The organism is Hymenobacter cellulosilyticus, from assembly GCF_022919215.1.
GTDB lineage: Bacteria > Bacteroidota > Bacteroidia > Cytophagales > Hymenobacteraceae > Hymenobacter > Hymenobacter cellulosilyticus.
In genome coordinates this window covers 2638668-2653139 of sequence record NZ_CP095046.1, presented here as the reverse complement: position 1 = coordinate 2653139, position 14472 = coordinate 2638668, and the positions used below count along the sequence as shown (strand labels likewise).

Below are 14472 nucleotides of genomic sequence, written 5' to 3'. Positions count from 1 at the left end.
CAATTGAAAGGCGCCGGATATCTCCTGAATTTTCTTTCCTTTCTACCAATTGCACATGAAATCTACCTTCATAGTTCCTCAGCTCCTCGTGGCTTTTGCCTTGCAGGCTCCTTCTTTTGCTGCTCCCATTGCCGCTCCCGTAGCCACCGTGTTTCAGCAGGGTTCGCCCGCGGCACAGTCCGCAGCTATTCTCAACCGCTTCGAGCAAGGCATTACTGGTGGACTGACCACCACCCAGCGGGACCAGATTCGCCAGGCGGCTGAATCGTACGTTCGTGACCGGGGCAGCAACCAAGCTGGTGCTCAAAAGCAGTTTGAGGTAACGCTGCAAAATGTACTGAACCCGAGCATCTACAACGATGTGTACCTAGCCAACCGCAACTACTTTCTTTCGGGACAAGGACAGCGGCCGCAAACGGGTGCCCGCACCAACGTGCAGGAGGCCTCGGCCATTTTAACCCGCTTTGAGCGCGGCATCACCGGGGGCCTGACCACCACCCAGCGGGACCAGATCCGGCAGTCGGCTGAGTCGTATGCCCGCGACCGGGCCGGCGACCAGGCCGGTGCTCAGAAGCAGTTTGAAATAACGCTGCAGAACGTACTAAACCCTAGTATTTACAATGACGTGTATCTGGCCAACCGTGACTACTTTCTCTCGGGCCGCGGGCAGGTGAACCGTACGCCACGGCCCGGTGGAAATGGGGGCAATGGTGGCGGAGCCCGTCAGACGCAATCCACCACTGCGCAGGCCGCGGCCATTCTCAACCGCTTCGAGCAGGGTATCACCGGGGGCCTAACCACCACCCAGCGGGACCAGATCCGGCAGGCCGCTGAGTCGTATGCCCGTGACCGGGTTGGCGACCAGGCGGGCGCCCAAAAGCAGTTTGAGGTAACCTTGCAGAATGTCTTCAATCCCAGCGTGTACAACGACGTGTACCTAGCCAACCGGAATTACTTTTTGTCCGGTCAGGGCCAGCGCCCACAATCAGGTACCCGCACCAACGTGCAGGAAGCCTCGGCCATTCTAACCCGTTTTGAGCGCGGCATTCCCGGGGGCCTGACCACCACCCAGCGGGACCAGATTCGTCAGGCGGCCGAATCGTATGCCCGCGACCGGGCCGGCGACCAGGCGGGCGCCCAAAAGCAGTTTGAGGTAACCCTACAGAATGTCTTCAATCCCAGCGTGTACAACGACGTGTACCTGCCCCGCCGGGCATACTTCCTCTCGGGTCAGGGCCGTTAATAGCGGCATCGCCTGACAGGCCTTTCATTACTCTTGCCAGAGCCCGGTGCATCTTGCGCCGGGCTCTGTTGCGTTTAACTCCAGCCAGGTCAATGCCTCGGCTTCGGACCGTACCCGGCAATGCTCCACCATTATTGGCTGATGCATGACCTTTCCCCAGCGAAGAAACTACTGGGCCATCAACAATTCGCCGGTACCTTCTTTTGCCTTTTGAATAGGGCAAGTTTTGTCAAAACAGAAGATACAACGAACAATATCTATCGACTATAATATTTAATTCACTTATTAATAACGTATTTATAGACACCGAACTACGCGGCCACCTGTTACCCTGTATTGTACCTCAGCTGGCGGCGCCTGATTATTTTCGCACCAAGTAATTAGGTTCTGACCAACCCCAATTTCCCGCTCTCGTTTGTTATATTTGACCTATTCGCCTGCTTTTCGAAGTCCGGCGGCTCACCAACGTTACACCCCATGAGTCCCCTTCCCAGTAGTACCGCGTCGGTACAGATTCAGCAATTCTACGACAAGGGCCTGGCCCACGCCAGCTACGCCATTCGCTGCGGCCGGCAGGTTGCCATCATCGACCCGGCCCGGGACCCGCAGCAGTATTATGATTTCGCCGATGAGCATGAGGCCAATATCGTGGCCATCATTGAAACCCATCCGCACGCTGATTTTGTGTCGTCGCACCTGGAAATCGCACAGGAAACCGACGCTGTTATTTATTGCAGCAAGCTGGTAAAGGCCAGCTACCCCCACCGTCCCTTCGACGACGGCGACCGGATAACACTGGGCAGCGTGGAGCTGCACGCCATCAACACTCCCGGCCACTCGCCCGACAGCATCTCCGTTCTGCTCATCGACGATTTGGCCCAAACCCGGGCCGTCTTTACCGGCGACACGCTCTTCGTGGGCGACGTAGGCCGGCCCGACCTGCGGGAAAACGAGCTGGTAGGCGGCCACAAGCGCGAGGAGCTGGCGGCCCAGATGTACCACAGCACCCGCAACAAGCTCATGACCCTGCCCGCTACCACGCGGGTATACCCCGCCCACGGCCCCGGCAGCCTCTGCGGCAAAACAACCAGCACCGACCTGGACAGCACTATCGGCAAGGAGCTCAAAACCAACTACGCCCTGCAACCCATGAGTGAGCAGGAATTTGTGCGGGTACTGCTCGAGGACCAGCCCTTCGTACCCAAGTACTTCGGCCACGACGTGCAGCTCAACAAGCAAGGTGCCTTGCCCTTCGAGGACAGCGTGCGGGCCGTGCCGCGCGTGCAGCCCAATGCCGCCCTGGAAAACGGCGTGGTAGTTATTGATACCCGCCCCCAGGCCGAGTTTAAACAAGGCCACCTGCCGGGCGCCATCAACCTACAAGATGGCGGCAAGTTTGAAACCTGGCTGGGCTCAGTAGTAGGCCCCACGGAGCCGTTCTACCTCATTGCCGATTCGCAGATTGCCCTGGACACCGTAATTCGCAAGGCGGCCAAAATCGGTTACGAAGCCAATATCAAAGGTGCCCTGCTCACGCCCTCGGTACTGCCCGCTACCAGTCCGGTGGCCGATGTGGAGCACGTGCGGGAGCGGCCCGAGGACTTTACCATCGTCGACATCCGCAACTACACCGAAGCGAAGCAGCCCATTTTTGCCGATGCTTTGGTAATTCCGCTACCTGAGCTGCGGGAACGGGCCAAGGAGGTGCCCACCAGCAAGCCTATTCTCGTGCACTGCGCGGGCGGCTACCGCTCGGCCGCGGGCAGCAGTATTCTGGAAGCGGCCTTGCCGGGCGCCCAGATCTACGATTTGAGCGAGGCCATTACCGATTTCCAGAAGCAGGCCGTTCACTAGTTTTTCTAGCACTTTACACAAGCAGCGTGAAGCAACCCGCCGGGCAACTTCACGCTGCTTTGTTTTTTGACGACACTACCTAGTTTATTACATGCCATTTCCCCGAATTTTATGGCTCTGTACTATACTGCTTGGGGCTTGCTCAACGGAGCAACGGGGCTATAGTGAATCGAAAGCGGCTACTGTTTCTTCCGGGTACTATTCCTACCTCGCCACCACCAGAACACTGAATCAGCAAAATCTGACTCCGAACGGCAACTACTACACCGCCACAACATCATCCGACAGCACCTTTGTCATAGCCTGGGGAAATGCCATGCTAAAGCGGGTGTACAAGATGCCGCTTGACGTTATGCTCGCGGACAGGCTGCAGATAAAGTGGGAAAATCAAGAGTATATGCTCCTGGAATACTTTACCGGCTCGAATGCCTGGCCCACCCTGGCCCTACCGCTTAATGCCCAGGAGCCAGTAGGGGCTTTTGCCAACGGGCTGTGCTTTGACGCTAAACGCAATTTGCTGGTAACAGAGCAAGGATGGGGCGATACAATTCTGACCGTCCATAACCTGAAGACCCAACAAGAGCAGCACCTAATCGAAGAAGGCCGCCCCTGCGACGCCATTTCCTGCCTTGATTCAGCCAGCATCGACGACGGCCTGCTTTACTACAAGTGGACCGTTCAAAACTCCAGTCTCCACGCCATAAGCACGGAGCGGCGGGTGCGCCTAAGCCTATAGAAGTCTTTTGCTTGCGGCGTTGTAGGAAGCGTAAAGCAGGCAGCGGATGGCCAATCGGTGTTTTATATACCTCTGTAAACATGGCTAGAGGCTGGTTTGTATTTCTTGCTATACTGGTGGCAGGTCTGGTGTTTTCCTGCCATCAAAAGCCGCCCCTTCAACCCAAGCGCTACGAGTACTATACCACTTACGTTACTCCGTACGCCCGCCTAGCCCTAACTCCGCGACAGGACAGCAGCGACGTTCTTCCATTCACGTATTACGAGTACACCACCGAGCCTGGTGATAAGCTGGTATTTGAGCTGGTGTACGAGCAGGGCGATAGTACTCACGAAGATGCCGGAGCTGCAGAAACTGCGGTGTTCGAAATACCAGACACGGCCACTTCCTTTCGAATTCGGGACCGGGAGTTTCTGGCCCACCAGGGCTTATGGATTAAAACCTGCTTTTGCTTTGAGCCCACGGCCAACAAGGCCCGAAAGATTGACTCCGGGAATCAGGTTGCGGGCCGGCAGCTGACTCCTTTCACCTGGCTGATTCATTCCGAAATTGTGGGTATTAACTTTACCGACACAATTGATATTCGAACTAAAAACGTCGTCGACAGATTAAAATAGCCCATGCGCGTACTACATACTGCCGACTGGCACCTCGGCCAACGCTTTATCAGCGGCCACGAACGAACCGACGAACACCGCTACTTTCTGGAGTGGCTGGTAGAAGTGGTGCGCGAGCAGCAGGTGGAGGTACTGGTCGTGGCCGGCGACATCTTCGATACTGGCTCGCCGTCCAACCAGGCTCTGGAGCTGTACTACTCGTTTCTGCTGAACATGCGCGGCACTGGCTGCCGCGACATCGTGGTCGTGGGCGGTAACCACGACTCCCCGGCCACCCTCAACGCCCCGGCCCGCCTGCTGCGCCACCTGCGCGTGCACGTAGTGGGGTGCGTACCCGACTGCTTCGACGACCAAGTGCTGGTGCTGGATGACGCCGAGGGCAAACCCGGCCTGGTGGTGTGCGCCGTGCCGTTCCTGCGCGACCGAGACGTGCGTTTGTCGGTGCCGGGCGAGTCGGCCGAGGAGCGTGAGGCTCGTATTAAGCAGGGCATTGCCGACCATTACGCCCGGGTCTCGGAGATTGAGCGGGTGTGGCAGCTTAAGGAAATGGGCCTGCCGGTGCTAGCTACCGGCCACCTCTACGCCGCCGGCGCCGCCCCATCCGATTCGGAGCGGACCATCCATGTGGGCAATCTGGGCCAGGTTACGGCCGACCATTTCCCCCCAATTTTCGACTACGTAGCCCTGGGCCACTTGCACCGTCCCCAGCGCGTGGGCGGCCGGGAACATATTCGCTACAGCGGCTCCCCTATTCCCCTTTCGTTTTCGGAAGTTGACCATCCCAAGGAAATCTTGCTGCTCAATTTTGCCGCGGGCAAGCTCGACACCTTGGAGGCGCTGCCGGTGCCTGGCACGCGGCGGCTGGCCCGCTTTCACGGCGACCTAGCCGAGGTCATTACCGCTCTGACTACCTACGACAACACCGGATTCCAACTGCCGGCCTGGGTAGATGTGGAAGTGCGCTCGGAGCTGACCCAGCTGGAAGTAGCCGAACAACTGCTCAAAACCATTGAGCAGCTCGACCGGAAGCTTATCGAGGTGTTGTCGCGCCGCCACTTCCGGCTGGTCACGCTGCGGGCCCTGGGTGAGGAGGCCGACGAAGCCCCACTCACGCCCAGCCTGCACGATTTTACCGAGCGGGAAGTGTTTGAGCGCCGCCTCGCCGACGAGCCCGAGGACAGCCGCCCGGAATTATTAGGCACCTTCGACGAGTTGCTGGAGTGGATGCACCAAGAGCAGCCCTAACCAGCTACTGCTGCCTTATCTTTACTTACCTGAATTAGCCGTTGCGCCTTTCTGACAACGCTGTTTCCTCATAGTCTGAGGCTTACCCGCATGAAGATTCTCCGCGTCCGTTTTTTCAACCTGAACTCCCTGCGTGGGCAGCATGAAGTCGACTTTGCGGCCTCTCCGCTGTCAGATGCGGGCTTGTTTGCCATTACCGGCCCCACCGGCGCGGGCAAAACCACCATTCTGGACGCCATTACGCTGGCTCTCTACGGCCAGGTGCCCCGCCACGACGGCAGCGGCCCCGAGCAGATAATGAGCCACGGCACCGGGGAAAGCTGGGCCGAAGTAGAGTTTCAGGTAAACGACAAACGCTACCGGGCTAAGTGGGGCCAGTACCGCTCGCGCCGGAAGGCCGACGGTAAACTGCAGCCACCCACCATGGAGCTGAGTGAATACCAGGAACCCGAAAACCCCGAGGATGCGCCTCAGTGGCCGTTTCTGGAAACCTACAAGTCGAAGGTACCGGGCCGGGTGGCCGAGCTCAGCGGCCTGGAGTACCGCCAGTTTCTGCGCTCGGTGCTGCTGGCCCAGGGCGAATTCACCAAGTTTTTGAAGTCCAGCCCCGGCGAGCGGGCCCAGCTGCTGGAAAAGATTACCGACACCCGCAAGTACTCCGATATTTCCCGGGCCGCCTTCGACAAAGCCAAGCAGGAAACCCAGCAGGTGGAAGTGCTGCGCGCGGGCCTGGCGGGCGTGACCCTGCTCAACGCGGAGGAAGTAACCGAGCTGGAATCCGAAGTGGCCGAGTTCAAGACCCAGCTCACAACTGTGACGGCCGAGCAGCAGCGCCTGCAGGAAGCCCAGCTGTGGCTGCGGCGCCTGGCCGACCTCACCGCCCGCCAGCAGCACGGCCAGCAGCGGCTGTTGTCGTTGGCTCAGGAAGCCGAGGCCCTGTCGCCCATCCGGCAGCGGGTCAGCCAACACGAGCAGGCCCTGCCCTTCCGCACGCCCTGGGCCCTTTTGCAGCAGGCCCACACCCAGATTCAGCGGTTGCAGCGCGAAGCCGAGCAGCTGCAAATACAGCTGCCGCGGCTCCAGGAGCAGTTTACCGAAGCCAGCCAGGCCCGGCAGCAGACCCAGCGTCGGCGCGACGAAGCCGCTGAAACGCAGCAATTGCAGGAGCCCAGGCTGCGCGAAGCCGAGAAGCTGGACACGGTGATTCAGCTCGACGAAGCCCAGTTGCTGAAAGACAAGCAGGAGTACGACCAGAACAACGAGCAGTGCAAGCAGCTTAAGGCCAGCGCCGAGCAGGCCGCCGGCCGCCTGCGGGAGCTGCAGGCCCAGATCAAAGATCTGAGCAAGTGGCTGGAAGTGAATGCCAACGTGAGTGAGCTGGCCGAGCTGCTGCCTGAGTTGTCGGCCAACATTCAGGACTGGGAGCACCTCAACGCCGAGCTGGGCCAGCTGCGCCAGCGCCTGCAGGAGCTGCGCCAGCGCCAGCAGCAGGCCGCCACCGCCCTAGCCCAGCACGAGCAAACCACCGCCCTGGCCCAGAAGCAACTCGCCGAGCTTGCCGCTCAGCAGCATACGGCCACTGCCGACCGGAACCGCTGGCTGCGCCGCCTGCGCCACCAGGTGTCGGCGTTGCAGAAAGACCAGCAAACCCAGCAGCAGCACCACGACGATTTGCGCCGCAGCCTGCAGATGCAGCAGCTCGTGTTGTCGCACGAGGGCACGCGGGAGCTGCTGGTGGCCGGGGAGCCGTGCCCGGTGTGCGGCGCCCTGGAGCACCCCTATCTGGCCGGCGTGCTGGGCATCAGCTCCGATTCGGTGCAGCGCGACACCCAGCGCGAGGAAGAGCTGGGCCAGCGCGTGCGTGCCCTGGGCACCCGCTTCAACCGCCTGAACACGTACGTAACCATGCTGGAGCAAACCAGCGGCGACGCCGAGCTGGGCCTGGATGAGCCAATTCAGCTGCTGCCCGAAACCGAGGAAGCCGGCGTGGGTGAGCTGGTGCGCAGCCTGGTAAAGCAGCTGCAGGAGATGGAGCGGCAGCGGAGCGGAATCGAGCTGCAGCTGGCCCAGGCCAGCAGTCAGCAGGCCAGCGCCGCCCAGCAGCAGCAGGCCTACACCCAGGACGCCGACAAGCTCAGCCAGCAGCTGCGCGACGCCGAGGAGCGGGTGCCCACCGTGCGCGGCGTTATTGCCAGCCTGCTGCTCAACTTCGGCCTCGAATTTACGGACCTCAACGGCCGGGCCCTGATGAAGCTGGCCAGTGACCGGGCCGCCGAGTTTAGCCAGAAACAGCAGCAGCAGCACAAGGCTCAGCAGGAATTGGCCGGTATCAGCGCCACGTTTGAGAAAACGGAGGAAGAGCGGGAGCGGCTGCAGATCTGGCTGCGCACCCGCAAGCAGGAGCTGCTGGACAAGCACGCCGCCATTCAGCAGCAGAAGCAGCAGCGCCACGAGCTGTTTGCCGGCTCCAACGTGGGTGCAGCCCGCCGGGAGCTGACTGCCGCTGTGGAAGAAGCTTCCAAACAGCTGGACCAAGCCACCGAAGCCCTGAAAAACCGGGAAACTGCCCTATCGGTAGCTACCGAAAGCTTGCGTAAAAGTGAGCAGGAAGCCCGGCGGCAGCACCAGGAGCACGAGCAGCAGCACGCGGCCCTGGTAGCCGACCTGCAAACGGCCGGCCTGGCTCCCGACCCGGCTGCCCTGGCCACCCTACTGCTGCCCGACACCGAAGTGCGCCGCCTCGCCGACCAGCTCCAGACTCACGAGCAGGCCGTAGCGACCACCCAGCAAAACCTGACCGAAGCCGCCCAGCAGTTTCAACAGGAGCAGCAGCGCAATTTGACCTCGGAGCCCGCCGAAACCGTCAGTGAGCAGTTGCAAAACCTGAATGAGCAGCTGGCCCAGCTCAACCAGCAGCTCGGGCAGCGGCAGCAGCGCCTGCTCGACCACCACCGCGGCCTGGAGCGGCACGCAGCCCTGGCTCAGCAGCTGGAAAAGCAGCAGCAGGAAGCCCGGCGCTGGCGGCAGTTGGCGGAGCTCATCGGCTCGGCCGACGGCAAGAAGTTCAGCGAGTTTGCCCAGGGCCTGACCCTGGCCCGCCTCGTAGATCTGGCCAACCGCCACCTGCACCGCCTCACCGACCGGTACCGCATCACCCGCAACCCCGAAGAGCACCTGGACTTGCTCATTATCGACGAGTATCAGGCCGGCAACAGCCGCTCGATGAACTCCTTATCCGGCGGAGAAAGCTTCTTGGTGAGCCTGGCCCTGGCCCTGGGACTTTCCGAGCTGGCCGGCCGCAAAACCCAGATAAACACGCTCTTTATTGACGAGGGCTTCGGCACGCTCGACCCCGATACGCTGGAAATAGCGCTTTCGGCCCTCGAAACCCTGCAGGGCACGGGCAAAACCATTGGCATCATCTCTCACGTGGAAGCCCTAAAGGAACGCGTCAGCACCCAGATCAATGTGCGCAAAGGAGCCGGTGGCGTCAGCTCGCTGCGAGTGGTAGGCTTCGGGGTAGAAAAGGAATAAGTGTTTATTCGCCGACACTTTCCGGCTGCCCGGCCGCTTTGATTTCGGCCCACGTCCAGTAGCGGCGGGGCTGAATCGAGGCGTAGCCATACCGGAAAAACGCTACCACCGTCTGTTCCAGCACCTCGGGCGTGATGGACGAGGCAAGGATGGGGCGCTGGTCGGGGTCGGCATAGCGCTCCACTTTGGTGAGCGTTTTGCCCGCGAGCCGCAGCAGCGGCCCGGTGTCGGTAATACCGTCGAAGGTCCAGCGGTGCGCACTCGTTTCCTGGGCGCTCAGCTGCGCGGCCAGCTCATTTAGCGGCAGGCGGGGCAGCGTCGGCCTCGATTCCAGATCAATCCAAGTCGTGTATTTGTACTCCAGCTCGTAGCGTTGCCCCTCGTAGATACTCAGCACAATGTCGTAATCTACCGTGGGGCCGAACAAAGCGTAGTACGGCACCGGCTCCGGGGTACGAATTACCAGCAGCCCGATTTCGGGGTAGTGAGCAAGCTGCGTAGCTGAACTATGAATGACGGCCGACGCCTGTTGCACCTGCCGGTATTCCGGTTCCCAGGCTATCCGGCCGCTTTCCGGGTTTTGCAACATTTCGGCAAAGCGCGGCAAAAACCACTCAAATTTTTCCACGCACGCCTCATCTTCCCGCCGCCGCAGCTTGGGCGCACCAAAAGGCGGATAAAAATGCTCTTTTTCTTCGGCGTTAATCCAGCACACCAACTGCAGGGCGTGGTCGGCCAGCGGCCCGGCTCCTATGCCCTCCCGGAAGTCGCCGAGTTGGGCCGTCAGCCGCAGCAATTCTTCGTACTGCAGGGCCAGCTCGGGATGCAGCAAGCTCCAAACGCCCACAAAACCATCCACGTCGAAATGGTTAGCTGTAACGGCCGCGGCGGGCAGGCCGGGGAGCGCAGCCTGGCGTAATGCCCGCAGCACCGAGCCGGCACTGGTATCGTCGCGCAGCGGTACTGGCGTGGGAGCCCCGCGCCAGTGGGCCAGCACCAGCGCTGCCCCGTTGGCCGTACTATCGACCACAATGGTAGGCTGCTGCCGGAGAGTGGTAAAGGGAACAAAGTGGTGGTACATGCGCAAATTCTTTGTTTAAACCAGCTTTTTCAGGGCCTCGGCAGTGCCCAAAGCTAGCAGGTTCTGAGCACCGCCCTACTGCCGGCGCCGCCGGTTGGCAATATGCTCGACCCGGCTGCGGCGTATCCAGTGCAAGTACTTCTGCAGCTCAGGAGCCTGCCGCAAAGCTTCCACTGTGGGGTAGTTGCGGGCCAGTTCCCGGTTGGTCAGCAACAAGTGCACCGTGCTGTGGCAAGGCTGGCACAGCGCCACCGTAGGACCATACCGTCCGCCTTCTTCCCGGGGTACCAAATGGTGGCGCGACACGGCACTTACCTCCCGCTCACACAGTTCACAGCGCTGCTCCCGGCGCGAGGTAAGCTCCACTGACACCGCCCTGCTGCCGGTTTTTTTTCGCCGTCGGGGCATAAGCAAAAGAGAAGCAATAGGTTGCGCACCAAATATCTGGCACGTTTTTTATAAACCGCTAGCGACGAGAAATAAATAAATTTGTTGCACATGCACTCATTTTAATCATATATTTGGTTGCGGGGATGGAGGGCTTACCTTCCTAACGTGCAATTGAACGATTTTATCATCTTTTGACTAGTGAGCTTCATTTGCTCTCAATTTTCCTAACAACGCTGGCTTTTTAGTTCTCAATTAGTACCTCCTAACCTTTTTTCATACACAACATGCGTGACTTTACTCTCAACTCTTCCCTTCGCCTTTCGCATCTGCTCCGGGCAGCCGGCTTGGTGGTAGCCTTGTTGGTACTGACTCCAACAACCTCCCGGGCTCAAACCTGGCTGGTATCGACGGACGCCTACATCAAAATGGGCGTTATGGACAAGTTCGGCCAGCTGGGCACTTACACCGCCCGCTTCGTGGTAACCAACCAGGCCACGGGCAAGGAATACATCCTGCTTAAGCAGATAGAAAAAGGCCAGAACGGCATCGATGTAATGTTCCCTTCCGAGCCCTCCGACCCGGATTATTTCAAGACCGAAGCCGGTGAAGCCGCCAAAGGCACCCCGGGCCGCTACGTTTGGGAATGCCAGGTAAGCGGCAAGAAAGTGGTTGGTGGCCGCTTCACCTTCCCCGAAGTAGGCAACGACATTACCGTCGTCGACCGGCGCTAAGCAGTCCGATACCGTTTCAGAAGCCCGCCGTAGCACCAGCCACGGCGGGCTTTTTCGTGGAACCCTACCTCCCCTGCCGCTAGCTTGCGTATAGCAACCAATCCGGCTCCCGTGCGGGCAGCGGGCTTTTCTTGCGTTCTAACTCTTTCTAGCCATGCCTAAGAAATCCTTCAGCGAGCTAATCAATAGTCCGGGTATGCCGGTGCTGGTCGACTTTTACGCCGACTGGTGCGGGCCCTGCAAAACCATGGCCCCAATTCTGGAACAGGTGGCCGCCCAGCACCAAGGCAAGCTCAAAGTCATTAAGATTGACGTGGACAAGAATCCGGCCGTGGCCCAGCAGTTCCGGGTCCAGGGCATTCCTACCCTTATTCTGTTCCATAAGGGCCAGCCCGTGTGGCGGCAGTCGGGAGTAGTACCGGCCCCGCAGCTCAGCCAAACGGTGCAGTCGTACCTGTAGCCACGCAACCTTTCCCGGCGGCCAAGCCTCTATTAAGGAGTCTTCCGCAGATAATGCAGTACTCTACCCCGTCGGAAAGCGCCACTTGGCGCTTTCTGCATATCGGGCCCGCCGCTTTTGGGCACCGGCCGCCAAACTATCCGGCATGAGCAGGCGTTTGGCGGGCTAGGCTGACTATCTTTGTGTTAGCTTGTGTTCTAATTGCCCCAATGCGTTTAATAAGTACGATTCTTCGATTTAGCCTCTTCCTTCTGCTCGGTGTAGTGCCGGGCCGCCTGCTGGCCCAGCAGCACTTTACCATCAGCGGCTACGTGCGCTCCGGCGCCGACCGCAGTGCGCTGCCCGGCGCCTCGGTGGCCGTGCCCACGCTCGGTACCGGGGCCACTGCCGACGCCGAGGGCTTCTATACCCTCACGCTGCCGGAAGGCCGCTACCAGCTGGCCATTTCCTTTATCGGCTACCAGACCCAGACCCGGGAACTGAACCTGACCAAGACCCAGCGGCTATCCTTCAGCCTGCCCGAGGCCAGCAACCAGCTGGGCGAGGTGGTAATTGAGGGCACCGGCACGCTGGAGCAGAAGCTGCAAACCACTCAGATGAGCGTGGAGCACCTCAACGCCCGCGACGCCAAGCTGCTGCCGGCCCTGTTTGGGGAAGTGGATTTGCTGAAAACCCTGCAGCTCAAGCCCGGCGTGCAAAACGGCGGGGAGGGCACCAGCGGCCTGTTTGTGCGCGGCGGCTCGGCCGACCAGAACCTGTTTCTGCTAGACGACGCGGTGGTGTACAATCCTTCCCACCTGTTTGGTTTGTTCTCGGTGTTCAATGCCGACGCCATCCAGAGCGTGGACCTCTACAAAGGTGGTTTTCCGGCCCAGTACGGCGGGCGGCTGTCTTCGGTAGTCGATGTAAAAACCCGGGACGGCAACCCCGAGAAACTGGGCGTAAGCGGAGGCTTGGGCCTGATTTCGTCGCGCCTGACCGTGGACGGCCCCATCGTGAAGGGCAAGGGCGCTTTCTCGCTGTCGGGACGCCGCACCTACTTCGACGTATTTACCCGGCAGATCAACAAAATCAACAAGGACACGGAGGATTACAACCCCATTCCAGACTACTACTTCTACGATTTCAACGCCAAGGCCAACTACAAGCTGGGCCAGAAGGACGAGGTTTTCCTGACCGGCTACTACGGCCGCGACATTTTCGGCTTCAACAGCACCGGAGGCTTCAACTTCGACTTCACCTGGGGCAATGCCGTGGGGGCGCTGCGTTGGAACCACGTTTTCTCGCCCAAGCTGTTTTTGAACACCACGGTTTCGACCACGCGCTACCAATACCAGATTGCCAACCGTCTCGACCAGTTCGGCTTCAGCCTGTCGTCGGAAATCCAGGACTACGCGGTGCGCTCCGACCTCGACTACCAGGCCAACGACAAGCACACGCTCAAGCTGGGCGTGAGTGCTACAAACCACCGCTTCAACGTGGGGCGGCTATCGGCCAGCAGCACCGACGGCAGCCTGAACATCGGCTCCGAAACCATCTACCGGGGGCAGGAAGCCTCCCTCTACGCCTCCGACAACTTCAAGCCCAGTGACAAGCTGCAGCTGGAGTACGGCCTGCGCCTGACCGGCTTCCGCAGCGGCTCCAACCAGTACGCGGCCCTGGAGCCCCGCGGGGCGGTGCGCTACTCGCTCACGCCCAAAACATCCATCAAGGCCAGTTACGCCATGATGTACCAGTACGTGCACCTGGTCACGAACTCCGGCGCTTCCTTGCCTACCGACATCTGGTACCCGTCGCGCCTGAACGTGAAGCCCCAACGCTCCCAGCAGGCTGCCGGCGGCATCAGCTTTCTGCTGGGCGAAGGCAAATACCTGCTGACCGACGAGGTGTACTACAAATGGGCCCAGAATCAGGTGGACTTCCGCGACGGAGCCCAGCTGTTTGCCAACGATGACCTGGACGCAGAATTTCTGTTTGGCAAGGGCTGGTCGTACGGCAACGAGCTGTATCTGGAAAAAAAGTCGGGGCGTACCACGGGCTGGATTGGCTACTCCCTGGCCTGGACCCAGCGGCAGTTTTTGCCCCAGCGCGGCAGCAGCGGCGTCAACAACGGCAAGGTGTTTTACCCTACCTACGACCGGCGCCACAACCTGACGGTAGTTGGTTTGCACCAGCTCAACGAGCGAATCAACCTGACGGCTTCCTTCGTGTTTACCTCCGGAGCGCCCACCACGCTGCCCCAGGGCCGGTTTTTGCTGCAGGATATTTTCGGCGACAATAGCATGGCCGTGCCGATTTACCCGGACCGCAACACCTACCGCATGGCCCCCTACAACCGCATGGACCTGGGCATGGTGTACAAGCTGCGGCCCAAGCGTGGCGAGTCGGACCTGACGTTCTCGGTGTACAACGCCTACAACCGACGCAACCCCTACTTCATTTACTTCGAACAGGTGCGCAACAAGGAAACCGGGGATGTAACCAACTTCCGCGCCCGGCAGGTTTCGCTGTTTCCGGTCATTCCTTCCGTCACGTATAATTTCAAGTTTTAGGCTCTTCCGTTAGCTCGGCGCTGTTAGTT

General features: G+C 60.0%; 11 protein-coding genes. 9 read left to right on the top strand and 2 right to left on the bottom strand.

The window, feature by feature from the left end:
* The first annotated feature begins 55 nt into the window (after window positions 1-55).
* From MUN79_RS12990 to MUN79_RS12965, 6 genes are all read left to right on the top strand, one after another.
* The gene (locus tag MUN79_RS12990; protein WP_244678038.1) at window positions 56-1243 is read left to right on the top strand and encodes a hypothetical protein; all 1188 of its coding nucleotides are present in this window, start codon (window positions 56-58) and stop codon (window positions 1241-1243) included.
* Window positions 1244-1720: 477 nt separating this feature from the next.
* Entirely contained in the window at window positions 1721-3097 is a 1377-nt protein-coding gene (locus tag MUN79_RS12985) for an MBL fold metallo-hydrolase (RefSeq protein WP_244678037.1), read from the top strand.
* Window positions 3098-3494: 397 nt separating this feature from the next.
* Window positions 3495-3833: a hypothetical protein gene (locus MUN79_RS12980; protein ID WP_244678036.1), complete on the top strand. Its 339-nt coding sequence runs from the start codon at window positions 3495-3497 to the stop codon at window positions 3831-3833.
* Between the two features lie 80 nt (window positions 3834-3913).
* Complete coding sequence (locus tag MUN79_RS12975) at window positions 3914-4450, top strand: hypothetical protein (RefSeq protein WP_244678035.1); 537 nt, start codon at window positions 3914-3916, stop codon at window positions 4448-4450.
* Between the two features lie 3 nt (window positions 4451-4453).
* The gene (locus tag MUN79_RS12970; protein ID WP_244678034.1) at window positions 4454-5695 is read left to right on the top strand and encodes an exonuclease SbcCD subunit D C-terminal domain-containing protein; all 1242 of its coding nucleotides are present in this window, start codon (window positions 4454-4456) and stop codon (window positions 5693-5695) included.
* A gap of 90 nt (window positions 5696-5785) precedes the next feature.
* Window positions 5786-9229: an AAA family ATPase gene (locus tag MUN79_RS12965; RefSeq protein ID WP_244678033.1), complete on the top strand. Its 3444-nt coding sequence runs from the start codon at window positions 5786-5788 to the stop codon at window positions 9227-9229.
* Between the two features lie 4 nt (window positions 9230-9233).
* On the opposite strand, the gene MUN79_RS12960 is transcribed toward MUN79_RS12965, so the two are convergent.
* A complete protein-coding gene (locus MUN79_RS12960) occupies window positions 9234-10310 on the bottom strand; it encodes a DUF6687 family protein (RefSeq protein WP_244678032.1) in 1077 nt (358 codons plus the stop codon).
* 75 nt (window positions 10311-10385) lie between these two features.
* Window positions 10386-10718, bottom strand: coding sequence for an HNH endonuclease (locus MUN79_RS12955; RefSeq protein WP_244678031.1), 333 nt, complete (start codon window positions 10716-10718; stop codon window positions 10386-10388).
* Between the two features lie 266 nt (window positions 10719-10984).
* On the opposite strand from MUN79_RS12955, the gene MUN79_RS12950 reads away from it, so the two are divergent.
* The 3 genes from MUN79_RS12950 to MUN79_RS12940 all read left to right on the top strand — a co-directional run bounded on the left by MUN79_RS12950 (window position 10985) and on the right by MUN79_RS12940 (window position 14443).
* On the top strand, window positions 10985-11431 hold the full coding sequence (locus MUN79_RS12950) for a hypothetical protein (protein WP_244678030.1): 447 nt from the start codon (window positions 10985-10987) through the stop codon (window positions 11429-11431).
* 154 nt (window positions 11432-11585) lie between these two features.
* Window positions 11586-11891 carry a thioredoxin gene (gene trxA / locus MUN79_RS12945; RefSeq protein ID WP_100334985.1) on the top strand — a complete coding sequence of 102 codons (306 nt, stop codon included), beginning with the start codon at window positions 11586-11588 and terminating at the stop codon, window positions 11889-11891.
* A gap of 263 nt (window positions 11892-12154) precedes the next feature.
* On the top strand, window positions 12155-14443 hold the full coding sequence (locus MUN79_RS12940) for a TonB-dependent receptor (RefSeq protein ID WP_244678029.1): 2289 nt from the start codon (window positions 12155-12157) through the stop codon (window positions 14441-14443).
* Window positions 14444-14472 lie beyond the last annotated feature (29 nt).

What these genes read in the sequence shown, in the direction of transcription:
- MUN79_RS12990 (WP_244678038.1), top strand. Translation starts at nt 56, where the DNA reads ATGAAATCTACCTTCATAGTTCCTCAGCTCCTCGTGGCTTTTGCCTTG.
- MUN79_RS12950 (WP_244678030.1), top strand. Translation starts at nt 10,985, where the DNA reads ATGCGTGACTTTACTCTCAACTCTTCCCTTCGCCTTTCGCATCTGCTC.
- trxA (WP_100334985.1), top strand. Translation starts at nt 11,586, where the DNA reads ATGCCTAAGAAATCCTTCAGCGAGCTAATCAATAGTCCGGGTATGCCG.
- MUN79_RS12980 (WP_244678036.1), top strand. Translation starts at nt 3,495, where the DNA reads ATGCTCCTGGAATACTTTACCGGCTCGAATGCCTGGCCCACCCTGGCC.
- MUN79_RS12965 (WP_244678033.1), top strand. Translation starts at nt 5,786, where the DNA reads ATGAAGATTCTCCGCGTCCGTTTTTTCAACCTGAACTCCCTGCGTGGG.
- MUN79_RS12975 (WP_244678035.1), top strand. Translation starts at nt 3,914, where the DNA reads ATGGCTAGAGGCTGGTTTGTATTTCTTGCTATACTGGTGGCAGGTCTG.
- MUN79_RS12955 (WP_244678031.1), bottom strand. Translation starts at nt 10,718, where the DNA reads ATGCCCCGACGGCGAAAAAAAACCGGCAGCAGGGCGGTGTCAGTGGAG.
- MUN79_RS12985 (WP_244678037.1), top strand. Translation starts at nt 1,721, where the DNA reads ATGAGTCCCCTTCCCAGTAGTACCGCGTCGGTACAGATTCAGCAATTC.
- MUN79_RS12970 (WP_244678034.1), top strand. Translation starts at nt 4,454, where the DNA reads ATGCGCGTACTACATACTGCCGACTGGCACCTCGGCCAACGCTTTATC.
- MUN79_RS12960 (WP_244678032.1), bottom strand. Translation starts at nt 10,310, where the DNA reads ATGTACCACCACTTTGTTCCCTTTACCACTCTCCGGCAGCAGCCTACC.